Source organism: Amycolatopsis sp. cmx-4-54 (assembly GCF_046548895.1).
Classification (GTDB): Bacteria; Actinomycetota; Actinomycetes; order Mycobacteriales; family Pseudonocardiaceae; genus Amycolatopsis.
Genome location: NZ_JAEBEJ010000022.1, coordinates 76,666 through 93,563, shown reverse-complemented (window position 1 = coordinate 93,563; position 16,898 = coordinate 76,666). Strand labels below are relative to the sequence as shown.

15 protein-coding genes are annotated in these 16,898 nt (G+C 68.2%); 6 read left to right on the top strand and 9 right to left on the bottom strand.

The features are described from left to right. Positions 1-184: 184 nt before the first annotated feature. Entirely contained in the window at positions 185-643 is a 459-nt protein-coding gene (locus tag ACLJQ7_RS41740; protein WP_410653707.1) for a hypothetical protein, read from the bottom strand. 156 nt (positions 644-799) lie between these two features. Here ACLJQ7_RS41740 and ACLJQ7_RS41735 point away from each other — a divergent pair, with 156 nt between their 5' ends. Next, a complete protein-coding gene (locus ACLJQ7_RS41735; RefSeq protein WP_410653706.1) occupies positions 800-1,696 on the top strand; it encodes an ABC transporter ATP-binding protein in 897 nt (298 codons plus the stop codon). Beyond that, complete coding sequence (locus tag ACLJQ7_RS41730) at positions 1,686-2,510, top strand: ABC transporter permease (RefSeq protein ID WP_410653705.1); 825 nt, start codon at positions 1,686-1,688, stop codon at positions 2,508-2,510. The genes ACLJQ7_RS41735 and ACLJQ7_RS41730 overlap by 11 nt, the downstream gene beginning before the upstream one ends. A 58-nt stretch (positions 2,511-2,568) precedes the next feature. On the opposite strand, the gene ACLJQ7_RS41725 is transcribed toward ACLJQ7_RS41730, so the two are convergent. From ACLJQ7_RS41725 to ACLJQ7_RS41715, 3 genes are all read right to left on the bottom strand, one after another. Then, a complete protein-coding gene (locus ACLJQ7_RS41725; RefSeq protein WP_410653704.1) occupies positions 2,569-3,426 on the bottom strand; it encodes an oxidoreductase in 858 nt (285 codons plus the stop codon). An 86-nt stretch (positions 3,427-3,512) separates the two neighbouring features. Then, positions 3,513-4,187 (bottom strand): TetR family transcriptional regulator, encoded by a 675-nt coding sequence (locus tag ACLJQ7_RS41720; RefSeq protein ID WP_410653703.1) that lies wholly within the window; start codon positions 4,185-4,187, stop codon positions 3,513-3,515. A gap of 29 nt (positions 4,188-4,216) precedes the next feature. Then, positions 4,217-4,630, bottom strand: coding sequence for a PGPGW domain-containing protein (locus tag ACLJQ7_RS41715; protein ID WP_410653702.1), 414 nt, complete (start codon positions 4,628-4,630; stop codon positions 4,217-4,219). Positions 4,631-4,772: 142 nt separating this feature from the next. Here ACLJQ7_RS41715 and ACLJQ7_RS41710 point away from each other — a divergent pair, with 142 nt between their 5' ends. Continuing rightward, complete coding sequence (locus ACLJQ7_RS41710) at positions 4,773-5,114, top strand: YciI family protein (protein ID WP_410653701.1); 342 nt, start codon at positions 4,773-4,775, stop codon at positions 5,112-5,114. Between the two features lie 110 nt (positions 5,115-5,224). Here ACLJQ7_RS41710 and ACLJQ7_RS41705 read toward each other — a convergent pair whose 3' ends face one another. After that, entirely contained in the window at positions 5,225-5,809 is a 585-nt protein-coding gene (locus ACLJQ7_RS41705; RefSeq protein WP_410653700.1) for an FMN reductase, read from the bottom strand. After that, a complete protein-coding gene (locus tag ACLJQ7_RS41700) occupies positions 5,806-6,882 on the bottom strand; it encodes an LLM class flavin-dependent oxidoreductase (protein ID WP_410653699.1) in 1,077 nt (358 codons plus the stop codon). The genes ACLJQ7_RS41705 and ACLJQ7_RS41700 overlap by 4 nt, the downstream gene beginning before the upstream one ends. Before the next feature lie 135 nt (positions 6,883-7,017). Here ACLJQ7_RS41700 and ACLJQ7_RS41695 point away from each other — a divergent pair, with 135 nt between their 5' ends. Beyond that, the gene (locus ACLJQ7_RS41695; RefSeq protein WP_410653698.1) at positions 7,018-8,442 is read left to right on the top strand and encodes a glycoside hydrolase family 76 protein; all 1,425 of its coding nucleotides are present in this window, start codon (positions 7,018-7,020) and stop codon (positions 8,440-8,442) included. A 151-nt stretch (positions 8,443-8,593) separates the two neighbouring features. Here ACLJQ7_RS41695 and ACLJQ7_RS41690 read toward each other — a convergent pair whose 3' ends face one another. Then, complete coding sequence (locus tag ACLJQ7_RS41690; protein WP_410653697.1) at positions 8,594-9,493, bottom strand: hypothetical protein; 900 nt, start codon at positions 9,491-9,493, stop codon at positions 8,594-8,596. Between the two features lie 278 nt (positions 9,494-9,771). Between ACLJQ7_RS41690 and ACLJQ7_RS41685 the strand changes: the two genes are divergently transcribed. After that, positions 9,772-11,823: a type IIA DNA topoisomerase subunit B gene (locus tag ACLJQ7_RS41685; RefSeq protein WP_410653696.1), complete on the top strand. Its 2,052-nt coding sequence runs from the start codon at positions 9,772-9,774 to the stop codon at positions 11,821-11,823. A gap of 29 nt (positions 11,824-11,852) precedes the next feature. Beyond that, positions 11,853-14,339: a DNA topoisomerase (ATP-hydrolyzing) subunit A gene (locus tag ACLJQ7_RS41680; protein ID WP_410653695.1), complete on the top strand. Its 2,487-nt coding sequence runs from the start codon at positions 11,853-11,855 to the stop codon at positions 14,337-14,339. A 464-nt stretch (positions 14,340-14,803) separates the two neighbouring features. Here the strand turns inward: ACLJQ7_RS41680 and ACLJQ7_RS41675 are convergent, their stop codons facing one another. Next, complete coding sequence (locus ACLJQ7_RS41675) at positions 14,804-16,021, bottom strand: acyl-CoA dehydrogenase family protein (RefSeq protein ID WP_410653694.1); 1,218 nt, start codon at positions 16,019-16,021, stop codon at positions 14,804-14,806. After that, positions 16,018-16,887 carry an SDR family oxidoreductase gene (locus ACLJQ7_RS41670; protein WP_410653693.1) on the bottom strand — a complete coding sequence of 290 codons (870 nt, stop codon included), beginning with the start codon at positions 16,885-16,887 and terminating at the stop codon, positions 16,018-16,020. Before ACLJQ7_RS41670 ends, ACLJQ7_RS41675 begins: the two co-directional genes overlap by 4 nt. Positions 16,888-16,898 lie beyond the last annotated feature (11 nt).

Sequence of the window (16,898 nt, the reverse complement as noted above, 5' to 3'; positions counted from 1 at the left end):
CCCCAACAACCGGACCACAGTGGACACACCGGATGCGACGACCGGCAATCCACCACACCCACCAACCCCACACCTGATCAACAACCACCACCACGATCAACCCACAACCACACCGGTGGATCCAGGTTCAACGTTGCGAAAGTGGCTTTCGCAACACCACCTTCAGAACCCACTCACGAGTCTTTCAGGCGCCGGTGGTCGATCCGGGCCGCACGATCATCAGCACCGTCACCACGACCCAGAGCAGATTGAACATCCCCGTGTACATCGCCACCCGCCCGGCCGTGACCGGTTCCGACGGCGGCTCCGCGCCCAGCGCGGCGAGGATCGCGTTCTGCCCCGGCAGGACCAGCAACGCCAGCACGCCGGCGGCGGCCGCGGTGAGCACGATCGACACGATCACCCACAGGTCGCCGAAGACCCGCATGCTGCCCGCCGTCGCCAGCCCGAAGAACGGCACCGCGATACCGAAGATCGCGTAGACCCGGCAAATCCGGTTGAGCGCGCGAAGCACGGACAGTCCGGAACCCGGTTCTGCGAAGGCTTTGCGCGCGGCGGCGGGGAACATGCTCGCCGCGACCGTGACCGGTCCGACCGCGATGACGGCGGCGAGCACATGAAGGATCAACAGGACTTTCGACACGCCACCGACCCTATGATCGTCGCCCCGGCCTCCGGTACCGGTGTTTTCGACAGATGTCGCAGGATTCCGGCCATCCGGCTACGTCCGGCGACGTACGCGGAGTGCCGCCCCTGAACGGATGTGGTGACGGCCTCACCCGGGCCACCATTCGTCACCATGAACCTTCCCGTGGACACAGACGAACTCACGAAACGGTACGGCGAACAACTCGCCGTCGACCGGATGAAGCTGACCGTGCTGCCCGGCGAGATCTACGGCTTCCTCGGCCCGAACGGCGCCGGCAAGACCACGACGTTGCGGATGCTGCTGGGGCTCGTCCGGCCGACCTCCGGCAGCGTCCGGCTGTTCGGCAGGCCGCCCGGCGATCTGGCCGGGGTCGGCGCGCTGATCGAGTCACCGGGTTTCTACCCGTATCTGTCCGGTTCGGACAATCTCAAGGTGCTGGCCCGGTACAGCGGAACGGATCCGCTCCGCGTCGGCGAGGTGCTCGCGATGGTCGACCTCGCCGATCGCGGCAAGGACCGGTACTCGACCTATTCCCTCGGCATGAAGCAGCGGCTCGGTGTCGCGGCGGCGTTGCTGAAGGATCCGCGGCTGCTGATCCTCGACGAGCCGACCAACGGGCTCGACCCGGCCGGGATGGCCGACATGCGGGTGCTGATCCGCAGGCTCGGCGCGGAGGGTTGCACTGTGCTGCTGTCGAGCCATTTGCTGGGCGAGGTCCAGCAGATCTGCGACCGGGTCGGCGTCGTCTCGCGGGGGCGGCTGGTCGCGGAGAACACGGTGGCCGAGCTGCGCGGCGGCACGGTGCTGCACATCGAAACCGACGAGATCATGCGCGCCGCGGACCTGGTGCGGCACTGGGTCGGCGCGGAGAACGTGCGCGCGAGCGGGACCGGTCTCGACCTGACCGTCGACCCGGCCCGCGCGTCGTGGCTGAACCGCGAACTCGTCACGGAAGGGATCGCGGTACGCGAACTGCACGTCCGCGAACGGGATCTGGAACAGGTGTTCTTCGAGCTCACCGGAGAGGTGGCAGGTCATGTGGGGTAGCTGCACCGCCGAGCTGGCGAAACTCGTCCGGCGTCCGGCGAACTGGTTCATGCTGGGGATCGCGGTCGTGCTCGGTCTGACCTTCACCTATCTGCTGCCGCTCGCGGGCGCGGCGGGTTCGTCGAGCGGGGCACCCGGGACGGACCGCGGGCTGGCCGCGACCCTTCCGGCGAATCTGGTCGGCAACTCGATCGGCGGGCTGCCGGTGTTCCTCGGGGCGATCCTGCTCGTGCTCGGGGTGCTGGCCGTCGGCACCGAATACGGCTGGGGCACGTGGAAGACCGTGCTGACACAGGGACCTTCGCGACTGACCGTCTACAGTGGAAAGTTGTTCGCGCTGGCCGTCGCGTCCTTGGCCGTCGTGCTGACGAGCTTCGCGACCGGCGCGGTCACGAGCGCGCTCATCGCCTCTTCGGAAGGCGAACCGATGAACTGGCCGTCGTTCGGCTCGCTGCTGACGGGGATCGGCGCGGGCTGGCTGATCGCCATGACCTGGGCGGCGCTCGGCGCGGCGCTCGCCATCGCGATGCGCGGCGTGGCGCTGCCGATCGGACTCGGCCTGGTGTGGCTGCTGGTGGTCCAGAACCTGCTGTTCGGGGTCGCGGCCCCGCTGGTGGACTGGGTCGGCACGCTCCAGCTGGCGCTGCCGGGAGCCAACGCCGGTTCGCTGGCCGCGTCGCTGGGTGCTTCCGGCGCGACGCCGGGCATCGGGGAACTCGTCGGTGTCTCCCAGGCGACGCTGGTCGTGGCCGGCTACCTGGTGGTCTTCGCCGGTCTGGGCGGCTGGCTGCTGCGGCGCCGGGATGTCCTCTGAACGCGCGTGAAGGCCCCTTCCCTCGGCTCAGCGAAGGGAAGGGGGCCTTCACGCGGGATCAGGCGAGGGCGTCGAGATCCGCGACGACGTCCGCGGGCAGCTCGAGTTTCGCGGCGGCGACGTTCTCGTGCAGGTGCGGCAGCGACGACGTACCCGGGATCAGCAGGATGTTCGGCGACCGCTGGAGCAGCCACGCGAGCGCGACCTGCATCGGCGTCGCGTCGACCCGGCGGGCGCAGTCGTCGAGGACACCGGACTGGAGCGGGGTGAACCCGCCGAGCGGGAAGTACGGCACGAACGGGATGTTGATGGCCGCGAGGGCGTCGAGGAGGCCGTCGTTGGCGCGATTCGCGACGTTGTACTCGTTCTGCACGCAGACGACCGGCGCGATGGCGCGGGCTTCCTTGACCTGTTCCGCCGAGACGTGGCTCAGGCCGAGGTGCCGGATGAGACCCTGCTGCCGGAGTTCGGCGAGCACCTCGAACGGCTCCGTGATCGAGACCGGGATCGGGAAGACGCCGTGTTCCCCCGCGAGCCGCAGGTTGACGACGTCGAGCACGTCGACGCCGAGGTTGCGCAGGTTGTCGTGGACCGCGGAGGTCAGCTCCTCGCGCGAAAGCGCCGAAGGCCAGCCCTTGTCCGGGGTCCGCTTCGCGCCGACCTTCGTGACGATGTGCAGGTCGTCCGGGTACGGGTGCAGCGCCTCGCGGATCAGCTCGTTCGTGGTGTGCGGACCGTAGAAGTCGCTGGTGTCGATGTGGGTGACGCCCAGCTCGACCGCCTCGCGGAGGACGGCGATCGCGGCGTCGCGGTCGCTCGGCGGCCCCCAGATGCCGGGGCCGGACAGCCGCATGGCGCCGTAGCCCATGCGGCTCACGGTGAGATCGCCGAGGGTGTGGGTGCCGCCTGGGCTCATGATCGCTCCTTGTGCAAATGGGTTCGGCTCACCTTATGCAGGCTCGCCCGTCCTGGCGTGTGCGGGAAGGGAGCAAGGGACCTTTGCTACCACTCGGGGCTTTGACCTGCGCGAACGATCAGACCGACGAGCTGGTTCGCCAGTCCCTCGGTCAGCCCGTCGACGAACATCGCGGGGCCGGCGGGCATCCCGCGCTCGGCCAGGACCGTCGCCACGGCCTCCCCTGGGTTCGCGTAGGGCCACAGCCCCGCGACGAGGACGAAGACGGCCTTCGCGAAGTACCCGGCGGCCTCGGCGCCGAGCGGGGCATGGGCGCGGACGAGACCGGCGAGCCGTTCGGTCCGTTCACCCGCCCGGGTCTTGAACGTCCGCGCGGTCTCCACGGAGATGTTGCGTTCGAGTACCGCGGCCATCGTGCTGATCAGCTCGCACAGCAGACGCTGCCGCGAGATCGACGTCGCGATGACGGCCGCGACGCGCTCGTACGCCGGCTTCGCGTCGTCAGGAACGCTTAGGTCGGCTTCGAGTTCGTCGAGCCATGCGACCCAGACCGCATCGAGGACTTCCAGGAAGACGGCCTCGCGGCTGTCGAAGTACCGCAGCACGTTCGACTTCGCCAAGCCCACCCGGTCGCTCAGTTCTCGCAGGCTGATCCGCGAGACGGGCCGCTCGGACAGGAGTTCGCGCGCCGCGCCGAGGATCGCCGCGCGACGGGCCTCGACCTGTTCCGGCCGCCGTGCGCGCTGGAAGTCGGGGGCCACGCGCCGCACGGTACCAGACCACCCGGCTGTTATTCGGCGTTCGTGACCCTCCTGGCCTGCACCCGCTTGTAGCTCCAGATCAGCAGTGCGAACAGGATGAGCCCGGACAGGATCAGGCTCGACCCGGTGCTCCAACCCCCGAGCGGCAGACCCGGCACGAGTCCCCATACGACCCCCGCGGCCAGCAAGCCCAGCCCCGCCAGCACCGAACCCGCGATGCGCAATGGCGACGAAACGCTGTCCTCGGCCGCCTTCATCGCCCGATCGCGGATCGGGTCGACGTACTTCTCCACCACGGGGAACTCCGAGGCCAGCACGAGCAGACCCGCGAGCACGAGCAGCAGGCCCGGCCCGGGCAGCACGAGGAGCGCGATGCCGACCAGCAGGAGAACGCCGCCCGCGATCAGGATCAAGACCTGCTTCACGGGTTTTCCGATGCCCACCGTCTTCTCCTCGCCGTCGTCCTTTCGTCGATTGTGCCGGTCGCGCCGGGAACGCGCTGGTCCGAATCTTTCGCGACCCGGTTGTCTGTATCGGACGAGGCCGTTCGTCGGGGAGGGTGAACAGGCTCAGACAGGAGGACCGATGCGCTACATGCTGCTGATCTGCGGAAGCCCGTACCCCGGCGCGGACGACAATGACGACCCACTGGACGAACGGACGCAGGCGTGGGTCGACGAGATGACCGCTCGCGGCGTCCGGCTGTCCGGCAGCAGGCTCCGGTCGGCGGCCACCGCGACCACCGTCCGCCACCGCGACGGCGAACTGCTCGTCTCGGACGGGCCGTTCGCGGAGACGAAGGAACAGATCCTCGGCTATGACCTGATCGAGTGCGCCGATCTCGACGAGGCGATCGAGGTCGTGTCGAAGCATCCGGTCGCGAAGTTCGCGACCATCGAGATCCGGCCGCTCTGGCAGACCCCCTGAAGCGCGTGAGGCCCCCTTCCCTCAGCTCAGCCGAGGGAAGGAGGCCTTCACGCGCTTTCACGCGCCGATACCGCTCCCGACCTGCGGAAGTGATAGCAAAGGTCCCTTGCTCACTCCCCCGCGCGCAGCAGCTGCTCGAACGGCACGAACCCGCTGCCCGGAGCCGCGGCCGCCCCCTCCGACGACAGCCGCGCGGCAAGCTCCCGCCCCGCCCGCGAAGCCCGCGTGTCGAGATCCCCCGGAGACGCCCAGTCCGACGAAGCCGCGTACACCGCCGTCGCGACAGGCTCGGCGCGAAGGTAGGCGAAGAGCGGACGCAGCGCGAAGTCGAGCACCAGCGAGTGCCGTTCGGTTCCGCCGGTGGCACCGATCAGCACCGGCTTCCCGTCGAGCGCCTTCTGGTCCAGCACGTCGAAGAACGACTTGAACAGCCCGCTGTACGACGCGGTGAACACCGGCGTCACGGCGATCAGGCCGTCCGCGGCGGTCACCTTGTCGATGGCCGCGCGCAGAGCCGGGGACGGAAATCCGGTCAGCATGTTCTTCGTGACGTCGACGGCCAGGTCGCGGAGTTCGATCACCTCGATCTCCACGTCCGGCAGCACCGACCGCGTCGACGAAGCGAGTTTGTCGGCGAGCAGCCGCGTCGAGGACGGTTGGCTCAAACCCGCGGTCACGACAGCGATCGTCGTCATACCGTCACCGCCGAACGAAGCGAAGCGTGCGTGGGAGCCTCGGGCACGTGCGCCGGGCGGAGCGAGTCGAGTTCCTTGCGCAGCACCGGAATCACGTGCTCACCCAGCAGGTCGAGCTGTTCCAGCACGGTCTTCAGCGGCAGTCCGGCGTGGTCCAGCAGGAACAGCTGACGCTGGTAGTCGCCGAAGTGCTCGCGGAAGGTCAGCGTCTTGTCGATCACCTCTTGCGGGCTGCCGACGGTCAGCGGCGTCTGCTCGGTGAACTCCTCCAGCGACGGCCCGTGCCCGTACACCGGCGCGTTGTCGAAGTACGGCCGGAATTCCCGCACCGCGTCCTGCGACTTCGGCCGCAGGAACACCTGGCCGCCGAGCCCGACGATGGCCTGGTCCGCCTTGCCGTGCCCGTAGTGCTCGTACCGCTCGCGGTAGAGGTCGATCAGCGCCTGGAAGTGCTCCTTCGGCCAGAAGATGTGGTTCGCGAAGAACCCGTCGCCGTAGTAGGCGGCCTGTTCCGCGATCTCCGGGCTGCGGATCGAACCGTGCCACACGAACGGCGGAACACCGTCGAGCGGCCGCGGGGTCGAGGTGAACTCCTGCAGCGGCGTCCGGAACTTGCCGGACCAGCTGACCACGTCCTCGCGCCACAACCGGTGCAGCAGGTGGTAGTTCTCGATGGCCAGCGGAATGCCCTGGCGGATGTCCTGCCCGAACCACGGGTACACCGGGCCGGTGTTGCCGCGCCCCATCATCAGGTCGACGCGGCCGTCGGCGAGGTGCTGCAGCATCGCGAAGTCCTCGGCGATCTTCACCGGGTCGTTCGTGGTGATCAGCGTGGTCGAGGTGGAAAGGATGATCTTCGACGTCCGCGCGGCGATGTAGCCGAGCATCGTCGTGGGCGAAGACGGCACGAAGGGCGGGTTGTGGTGCTCGCCGGTCGCGAAGACGTCGAGGCCGACTTCTTCGGCCTTGAGCGCGATGCGCACCATCGCCTTGATCCGCTCGTGCTCGCTGGGCGCCTCCCCGGTGGTCGGGTCGGTCGTCACATCGCCCACCGTGAAGATTCCGAACTGCATGACCTGCTCCCTGGGCCGGGTTTACGTTGCTTGAGCGTTCAACCTCACGCGCGCAAGAAGTATTCCAGACCATCGGCGCGAGCCGAAAGGGTGACTTGATCGAACCGGGAAGTGGACGCCCCCACACTCGAATCCATGTGGCTCACCTCCCTGCTTGTGACAACGTTGACATTCGCTCTCACACCGGCCACCACCACTCCCGAACCCACCTTCGCGGCGGCGATCTGCGCCAAGTACTGCGACAGCCGCGACCCCGCGCTGGCCGTCGGCGAAAGAAGACCCGGCACGGCGACCGTCTGGGGCCGCGGGATCACGCTGCATCTCTCCGACGGCGACAACATGGGCTGGGGCAGCATCGGCGACGGCGACCCCGGCGACGAGGTCTGGCTCGACCGTTCCTTCGACGGCGGCCGCACCTGGGCGGGCGACAGCCGGATCGGCGACACGAAGATCCCGTCCGGTCAACGCGGCTGGCGGACCCTCATGTTCAACGTGGACGACCCAGCCAACCACCGCTTCGGCGCGCTGCGCGCCTGCGGAAAGGCGGGCAACCGGCCGGAAATCGCCTGCACGCCGTGGTTCCGCACGACGGTCGCCGCGAACGACCGCACCGAAGCCGCCGCCACCGCGCTCATGCAGTTCTACGACAACGGCACCGGGCTCTGGCAGACCACGGGCTGGTGGAACTCGGCGAACGCACTCACCGCGATCCTCGACTACAGCAGCCGCACCGGCTCGCCGAACTACCACTACGCCATCGCCAACACCTTCGATCGCAACCGCGGCAACAATTTCACCAACGAATACATCGACGACACCGGCTGGTGGGCGCTCGCCTGGATCCGCGCCTACGACCTGACCAAGGACCGCCGTTACCTCGACACCGCCGTCATCGCGGCGGACTACATGTACTCCTACCGCGACGGGACCTGCGGCGGCGGGCTCTGGTGGTCGACGGCGAAAACGTACAAGAACGCCGTCACCAACGAGCTGTACGTGAAAGTCGCCGCGTCACTGCACAACCGGCTCCCCGGCGACACGCTCCAGCTCGCGCGGGCACGCGAGGTCTGGGACTGGTTCCGCGGGAGCGGCATGATCAACGGCAGCGGCCTGGTGAACGACGGCTTGAACTCCTCCTGCGCCAACAACGGGCAGGCCGTCTGGAGTTACAACCAGGGCATCGTCCTCGGCGCGCTGGTCGAACTGAACCGCGCGACCGGTGACGCCGCCCTGCTCACCACGGCCCGGCGACTCGCGGACGCCTCCACCACGACGTCGCTGCTTCACTCGAACGGGATCCTGCGTGACCCGTGCGAGTCCGGTGACTGCGGCGCCGACGGGCCGTCCTTCAAGGGCGCGTACGCCAGAGGGCTCGGCGAGCTGGACCGGGCGCTGGCCGGCAGGCCGTACCGGGATTACCTGACGCGACAGGCGAACTCGACGATCGCGAACAACCGCACGTCGCTCGATCAGCACGGCCTGCGCTGGGCCGGACCGGTCGACAAGGTCGACGCCGCCCGTCAGCACAGCGCGCTGGAGGTGCTCACGGCAGCCCTCTGAGTGTCTGTCGGTGAACCCGCACCGCGATCGACGTCGGCAGGGCGCTGTCTGGTCTCCACGCCCGCGATGGCGGACAACGGCGCCCTGCCACCGCGATAGCGGGGCCTTCGGCCGGGGCGGGTTCGCCTTCAGTCGCTTTCGAGATACATCGTCAGCTCCCCCAACTGACCCCGTGCACCGGATCCGGAACGTGAAGCCAGGCGCGGACCTCGGTCTCCTTCTCGTGCACGAGCACCTGCCGGTAGCTCATCGTGTCGAGACCGGGGCCGCCCTGGTCCTGGACGTCCTCGTGGAACCGGTCGGAGACGAGCACCACCACGGGTGACTCGTCCGGCGCTTCACCAAGCGCGTCCCGCAACACCCGCGAATCGAGCAGCCGGGCGAGTAGCACCTTCGGCCGCCCGGTCACGCCGTACTCGTCGAGCGCGATCTCGCCGGCGTGGATCGCCACCCGAACGCGGATCCGCAGACCGGGTTCGGTGACGACGTTGTACTTGGCGAGTTCCGCGGTCAGCCGCGAGACGAGCGGGTACACCAGCCGGAACTTCGGGAAATGCGGTGGGACCACGACGATCATGCCGTCCCCGGTGTCGCGTTTCAGGCAGGCGTCCCAGGCGATCCCGCTGGCCTCGAAGGCGGTGGCGAGCAGGCCGAAGAGCATCCGCCGGACCTGCACGAAGATCTCGCTGCTGCGCCCGACCTGGCCGAATCCGGCGATGTCGATCGAGAACAGCCCGCAGTGCATCCCGGACTCGACCCACGCCGTCGGCGGCGGATAGAGGATCTTGTTCCGCAACAGCGCGAGGTGTACGCAGGTCCCGGTGATGAACAGGATCGTGCCGAAGAGCCAGGCGAACGAGAGCATCGCCTCCGACTCGCCCTCCGCCGCCGCCCGCTCCAGCAGGAACGTCATCGCTACGGCGACGCCGCCGTAGCCCAGCACGAACAGCCACAGGACGGCGCGCCGCAACCGGATCGCGGCGTGCGCGACCGGTATCAGCGCGAGCATGCCGAACGACCCGACGACCACCACGAAATACCAGAGACTCACGACGCGTTGTGCGGTCGAGACGCGTGTGGGACCGGTTCCGACGGCCACCTTCTTCCCCCCGTCACCGTGTGACATCGGGAACGATAACGCCTCATCCAAGCCCGAAGGAAGCCGCTTTCCCCAGCCGTGACCCGCCCATCGGGACGGCGTGATCCGCCACACCCGGGGCTCGGGAGGACGAAGCTGTCGGAGGGGACGGATATCCTCCAGTACGGTGTCGCGTTGAACACCACCTCCACGAGCTAGTTCGCGAGCCATGACTCCAGGAGAAGTACCCAGTGACTGCTGAGACCCTGTACGGGGCCGACGACCTGACGCATCTCGAGGGTCTGGAAGCGGTCCGCAAGCGCCCCGGGATGTACATCGGTTCCACCGACAGCCGCGGCATCAACCACCTGTTCTCCGAGGTCGTGGACAACTCGACCGACGAGGGTGTGGCGGGTCACGCCACGAAGATCGTGGTCACCCTGCACGCCGACGGCAGTGTCCAGGTCGACGACGACGGCCGCGGCATCCCCACCGGCACGCACGCCAAATCCGGTCTGTCGGGCGTCGAGCTGGTGCTGACGAGGCTGCACGCGGGCGGCAAGTTCGGCGGCTCCGGTTACAAGACCTCCGGCGGCCTGCACGGCGTCGGCGCCTCGGCGGTGAACGCGCTGTCGCACCGCTTCGACGTCACGGTGAAGCAGAGCGGCAAGGTCCACCAGATGTCGTTCGCGCACGGCGTCCCCGGCGTGTTCGACGGTCCCGGCCCGAAGGCGAAGTTCACCCGCAAGTCCGGGCTGAACATCACCGGGAAGATGAAGCGCGGCGAGCGCTCCGGCACGTCGATCCGGTACTGGTACGACTCGCGCTACTTCGAAAGCGGCGCCGCGCTCGACGTCGAGGGTGTCCGCGCGAAGATGCGTAACACCGCGTTCCTCGTCCCCGGCGTCACTTATGTGCTGCGCACCGCCGTCGACGACTCGATCAGCGAAGAGACCTTCCACTACCCCAACGGCCTCGCCGACATGGTCGACTTCCTCGCCCCGTCCGACGAGAAACCCGTCTGCGGCACGCTGATCATCAACGGCGAAGGCACGTACAAGGAGAACGCGGCCGACGCCAGCGGTGTCATGCAGTCCAATGTGGTGCGTCACGCGGAGATCGAGGTCGCGCTGCGCTGGGGCACCGGCTACGAGCGCACGGTGGAGTGCTTCACCAACACCATCCGCAACGTGCACGGCGGCACGCACCGCCGCGGTTTCGACCGCGCGGTGCTGAAAGCCTTGCAGGACGCCATTTCCAAAACCCGCGGGCTGCTCAAGCCCAAGGAGGACATGCCGACCGTCGAGGACGCGCTCGAAGGGATGACGGCGGTCGTCCACGTCCGGCTGCCCGAACCGCAGTTCACCTCGCAGACCAAGGACGAGCTGTCCACCGCCGGGATCACCCGTGTCATCCAGGGCGTCGTCGACAAGCACATCCGCTCCTGGACCGAAGAGCGCAAGACCAAGTCCGAGGCGAAGATCGTGCTGCAGAAGGTGGTCGACGCGGCACGCGTCCGGCTCACCCAGAAGCAGCAGAAGGACGCCGCCCGGCGCAAGACCGCGCTCGAAGGCGCGGCCATGCCGCCGAAGCTGGTCGACTGCCGCACCACCGGCGTCGCCCGCAGTGAACTGTTCCTCGTCGAGGGTGACAGCGCGCTCGGTTCGGCGCGGATGGCGCGCGTGTCGGAGTACCAGGCGCTGCTTCCCTTGCGCGGCAAGATCCTCAACGTCCAGAAGGCGTCGCTCGGCGACACCTTGAAGAACGCCGAGATCGCCTCGATCGTGCAGGTGCTCGGCGCGGGCAGCGGGCGCACGTTCGACCTGTCGACCATGCGCTACGGCCGGGTGATCCTGATGGCCGACGCGGACGTCGACGGTTCGCATATCCGCACGCTGCTGATCACGCTGTTCGCCAAGTACATGCGGCCGGCCATCGAGGACGGCAGGCTCTACGCCGCGATGCCGCCGCTGCACAAACTGGTCACCAAGGGCCGCAACCCGGAAACCCACTTCACCTTCACCCAGAAGGAGATGGAGACCAAGTACGCGGAGCTGGAGCGGGCGGGCAAGCAGATCGTCACGCCGGTGCCGCGGTTCAAGGGTCTCGGCGAGATGGACGCCGACGAACTGTGGGACACCACGATGAATCCAGCCACCCGCTCGGTCCGCCGGATCACCCTCGACGACGTCGAAGCCGCGGAGAACGCGCTCGAACTGTTGATGGGCGAGAAGGTCGAGCCACGCCGCAACTGGCTGGTCGAATCCTCCGACCGGGTCGACCGCGAAGCCATCGACGCCTGATTTCGTTGCTATTCAAGGAGCTTTGAGCAATGGCACGCCGTAAGGGCACCACCACCAAGGTCGATCCCGCCGCGTTCGACAAGCCCGGCGCGAACGTCTTCGACAACTCGCTGAAGACGGAGATCGAGGATTCGTACCTGGAGTACGCCTATTCGGTCATCCACTCGCGGGCGCTCCCGGACGCGCGGGACGGGCTGAAGCCGGTGCACCGCCGGATCATGCACTCGATGAACGAGAACGGCTACCGGCCTTCGCACGCGTACGTGAAGTCGGCGCGTGTCACCGGCGACGTGATGGGCAAGTACCACCCGCACGGTGAAACGGCGATCTACGACGCCATGGTCCGGCTCGCGCAGGACTTCTCGCTCAACGTCCCGCTGGTCGACGGGCACGGCAACTTCGGCTCCCCCGACGACGGCCCGGCCGCCTCGCGGTACACCGAGGCGCGGCTGTCCCCGGAAGCGATGCTGCTGGTCGGTGAGCTCGGCGAGGACACCGTCGACTTCCGGCCGAACTACGACGGCTCGCTCGAAGAGCCGTCGGTGCTGCCCGCGGCGTTCCCGAACCTGCTGGTCAACGGCACTTCCGGAATCGCCGTCGGGATGGCGACCAATATGATCCCGCACAACATGAGCGAGGTCATCGGCGCCGCGCGGTGGCTGATCAACCACCCGAACGCCACCCTCGACAAGCTGATGGAGTACGTCCCCGGCCCCGACCTGCCGACCGGCGGTTCGCTGCTGGGCCTCGACGAGGTGCGCCGCGCGTACGAGACCGGCCGAGGCGTCGTGCGCATGCGCGCCAGCGCCGAGACCGGGCCGCTGGAAGGCAGCCGCGGCCGCCAGGCGATCACCGTCACCGAGCTGCCGTACGGCGTCGGCCCGGAGAAGGTGATCGAGAAGATCACCGACGAGGTCAACAAGTCCAAGCGGCTCACCGGCATCGCCGACGTCAAGGACCTCACCGACCGCGAGAACGGCACGCGGCTGGTCATCGAATGCAAGGTCGGTGTGAACCCGCAGGCGCTGCTGGCGGACCTGTACCGGCTCACGCCGCTGGAGCAGTCGTTCGGCATCAACAACCTGGTGCTGGTGGACGGGCAGCCGCAGACGCTGGGGCTCAAGGCGCTGCTGGAGGTCTTCCTCAGCCACCGCTACGAGGTCGTCACCCGCCGCACGCGGTACCGGCGCCGCAAGCGCGAAGAGCGCCTGCACCTGGTCGACGGTCTGCTGATCGCCCTGCTCGACATCGACAAGGTGATCAAGCTGATCCGCGACAGCGAGAACGCCGCGGCCGCGAAGGACGGCCTGATGAAGCGGTTCAAGCTCTCGGAGATCCAGGCGACCTACATCCTGGACACTCCGCTGCGGCGGCTCACGAAGTACGACCGGATCGAGCTCGAAGCCGAGCAGGACAAGCTGCGCGGGGAGATCGCCGAGCTGTCGAAGATCCTCGACGACGAGTCGGTGCTGAAGAAGGTCGTCTCGGCCGAGTTGGCCAAGGTCGCCAAGGACCACCCCACCGAACGCCGCACCGCGCTGATCGACGGCGACCTCAAGGAGGTCCTCGCCGCGTCGAAGCCGTCGGGACCGCTGGAGGTCGCCGACGATCCGTGCCAGGTGATCCTGTCGGCCACCGGGCTGGTCGCGAGGACGGCGGCGGAGTCGGAGGAGGCATCGGAAGTGCGGCGCCGCAATGGCCGCGTCAAACACGACTCGGTATCCGCGCTGGTCCACTCGACCGCACGTGGTCAGGTGCTGCTGGTGACCAACCGCGGCCGCGCGTTCAAGACCGACGTGCTGCCGTTGCCGGTCCTGCCCGAGCAGGCGGGCACCGTCTCCCTGCGCGGCGGCATGGCCGCGAAGGAACTGGTGCCGCTGGAGAAGGGCGAGCGCGTCATCGGGCTGGCCCCGCTCGGGGAACAGGCGGTGGGCTCCCCCGGTCTCGCGCTCGGCACGAAGCACGGCGTCGTGAAGGTGTGCGCGCCGGAATGGCCGGTCCGCTCGGACGAGTTCGACGTGATCAGCCTGAAGGACGGCGACGAGGTCGTCGGCGCCACCTGGCTCACCGACGGCGACGAGACTCTGGCGTTCCTGTCGTCCGAAGCGTCGCTGCTGCGCTACCCGGCTACGCTCGTGCGGCCGCAAGGTCTCAAGGGCGGCGGCATGGCAGGCATCACCGTGCGCGGTGAGGCGGAAGTGGTCTTCTTCGGCGCGATCCGCACCGACGACGCCGACCACGGCGAGCCGATGGTCGTCACCGCGACCGGCGCGAGCGTGAAGGTGACCCCGTTCAGCGAGTACCCGGCCAAGGGCCGGGCGACCGCCGGTGTCCGGGCGCAGCGGTTCCTCAAGGGCGAGACGCGGCTGGTCGTCGGCTGGATCGGCCCGCGTCCCGCCGGCGCCTCGCGCACCGGTGACCCGGTGGAGCTGCCGGAGGTCGACGTCCGGCGCGACGGCTCCGGACACGCGCACCCGGGCCCGGAGGTCGTCGGCCACCTGATCGAACGCGGCTGACCCCCCGTGCCGCATTTAGTCCTCTAAATGCGGCCACCCTCGCGCGCTCCCCCCAGCTCAAGCGCAATGAAGGGGCCTTTCATAGCAAATTTTGCTATGAAAGGCCCCTTCATTGCGCACTGGCCGTCCCACCCGCGAGGAAGTTCGCCTCCCGATCACGCGCGCTTTCCGCCTTCCATCCCGCGAGTTACGTCTCCAGTCACGCGAGTTACGGCTTCCATCACGCGAGTTCGCCTCCCGATCACGCGCCTTCCGCTTTCTCCCGCGAGTTACGCCTCCAGTCACGCGAGTTCGCCGCTCAATCACGCGAGTTACACCTCCAATCACGCGACTTCGCCGCTCAATCACGCGAGTTCGGCCTTCCATCACGCGAGTTCCGGCTCCGGGCCCGGCGGGGGTTCGGGCCCGGAGTGGTAGCAAAGGTCCCTTGCTCCCCGGCGCCGGCGCCCACCGCATTCAGAGGACTAATCGCGCGGGCCCAGCAGACCCTTCGCGATGTGCGTCACCTGGATCTCGTTGCTTCCCGCGTAGATCATCAGCGACTTCGCGTCCCGCGCCAGCTGCTCCACCCGGTACTCCGCCATGTACCCGTTCCCGCCGAACAGCTGCACGGCCTCCATCGCCACCTCGGTGGCCGCCTCCGACGAATACAGCTTCATCGCCGAAGCCTCGGCCAGCGTCGGCATCTTGCCCGCGCGCAGGGTCTCGATCAGCTGGAACACCATGTTCTGCACGTTGATCCGCGCGACCTCCATCTTCGCCAGCTTGAGCTGGATCAGCTGGAACCGCCCGATCTCCTGGCCCCACAGCTTCCGGTTCTTCGCGTAGTCCACGCAAAGCCGATGGCATTCGTTGATGATCCCGAGCGCCAGCGCCGCGACGCCGATCCGCTCGACGGCGAACCCGGACTTCACCTCGGCCTTGCTGTCTCCGTCGCGACCGGTCTCGGATTCGCCGAGCAGCCGGTCCCGCCCGAGCCGGACGTCGCTGAAGAACAGCTCACCGGTCGGCGAGGACATCATGCCCATCTTCTTGAACGGTTTGCCCTGCGTGAGCCCGGGCATGCCCTTGTCCAGCACGAACGTCAGCACCTTGCGATCCCGCACTCCCGAGCCGTCGTCGAGCTTCGCGTACACGATGATCGTGTCGGCGTACGGCCCGTTGGTGATGAACGTCTTCTGTCCATTGAGGACGTACTCGTCACCGTCGCGCCGCACCGACGTCTTCATCCCGCCGAAGGCGTCCGAGCCCGAGTCGGGTTCGGTGATCGCCCACGCGCCGACCTTCTCGAACGTCGCCAGCCCGGGCAGCCACCGCTCCTTCTGCGCCTGCGTTCCCTTGGTCAAAATCGTCTGCGCGGTCAGCCCGATGCTCACGCCCAGCGAGGCGACGATGCCGAGGCTGACCCCGGCCAGCTCACTCACCGCAATGAGCGCCATCGCCTCCTGCCCGCCGAACGCCAAGCCACCACCCGAGCCGGACCCAGGCGACTTGGACAGCAGTTTCGACACCGATTCCCGCGCGAGCGCGTCGATGCCGAAGGACGCGAACATCTTCCGGATGATGTCGTACGGCGGAAGCGTCCCGCTTTCCAGCGCGTCGAGGTGCGGCCGGATCTCCTTGTCGACGAACTCCCGGATGGCGTCCCTGATCAGCAGTTCGGTCTCGGACCACTCGATCACGGCAGCCTCGCGGCGATGTCGTCGATCTCCCAGGCGGCCTCGGTTTCGATCACCTTGACGTCGTGCCAGCCCGCGAGTTCGGAGATCGCGCCGCCCTGCACCGCGAACACCTTGCCGGTGAGCGGGCATTTCTCGGTCGCGAGGTAGGCCACCAGCGGCGAGATGTTCGCCGGGGAGAACGCGTCGAACTCCCCTTCCTCGACCTCCTGCGCAAAGATCGCGCCCATACCCGGCGTCGCCAGGGTGAGCCGCGTCCGCGCGATCGGTGCGATCGCGTTGACCCGCACGCCGTAGCGTTCCAGTTCCTCGGCGGCGACCAGCGTCAGCGCGGCGATGCCCGCCTTCGCCGCGCCGTAGTTCGCCTGTCCCGCGTTCGGCAACGTGGTCCCGGACGCCGAAGCGGTGTTGATCACCGAACCCGCCACCGGCTCGCCGGCCTTGCTCGCGGCCTTCCAGTAAGCGGCCGCGTGCCGCAGCACCGCCGCGTGCCCCTTCAAATGCACCGCGATCACGGAATCCCAGTGGGATTCCTCAAGTCCGGCGATGAACGCGTCGCGCAGGATGCCCGCGTTGTTCACGACGACGTCCAGCCTGCCGAACTCGCCCACCGCCTGCGCGACCAGTTCCTCCGCGCCCGCCCAGTCGGCGACGTTGGCCGTGTTCGCCACGGCCTTCCCGCCGGCCGCACGGATTTCGTCGACGACCTCCTGTGCGGGCCCGTTGTCGCTGCCGCTGCCGTCGTTCGCGCCGCCGAGGTCGTTGACCACGACGCTCGCGCCCTCCCGCGCGAACAGCAGCGCGTGCTCGCGGCCGATTCCGCGTCCGGCGCCGGTGATGACGGCGACCCGCCCGTCGAGTGCTCCCATGGCTTGTGCTC

Coding starts and splice junctions, on each gene's coding strand:
- ACLJQ7_RS41735 (WP_410653706.1), top strand. CDS start 800: ATGAACCTTCCCGTGGACACAGACGAACTCACGAAACGGTACGGCGAA.
- ACLJQ7_RS41730 (WP_410653705.1), top strand. CDS start 1,686: ATGTGGGGTAGCTGCACCGCCGAGCTGGCGAAACTCGTCCGGCGTCCG.
- ACLJQ7_RS41725 (WP_410653704.1), bottom strand. CDS start 3,426: ATGAGCCCAGGCGGCACCCACACCCTCGGCGATCTCACCGTGAGCCGC.
- ACLJQ7_RS41710 (WP_410653701.1), top strand. CDS start 4,773: ATGCGCTACATGCTGCTGATCTGCGGAAGCCCGTACCCCGGCGCGGAC.
- ACLJQ7_RS41705 (WP_410653700.1), bottom strand. CDS start 5,809: ATGACGACGATCGCTGTCGTGACCGCGGGTTTGAGCCAACCGTCCTCG.
- ACLJQ7_RS41700 (WP_410653699.1), bottom strand. CDS start 6,882: ATGCAGTTCGGAATCTTCACGGTGGGCGATGTGACGACCGACCCGACC.
- ACLJQ7_RS41695 (WP_410653698.1), top strand. CDS start 7,018: ATGTGGCTCACCTCCCTGCTTGTGACAACGTTGACATTCGCTCTCACA.
- ACLJQ7_RS41680 (WP_410653695.1), top strand. CDS start 11,853: ATGGCACGCCGTAAGGGCACCACCACCAAGGTCGATCCCGCCGCGTTC.
- ACLJQ7_RS41670 (WP_410653693.1), bottom strand. CDS start 16,887: ATGGGAGCACTCGACGGGCGGGTCGCCGTCATCACCGGCGCCGGACGC.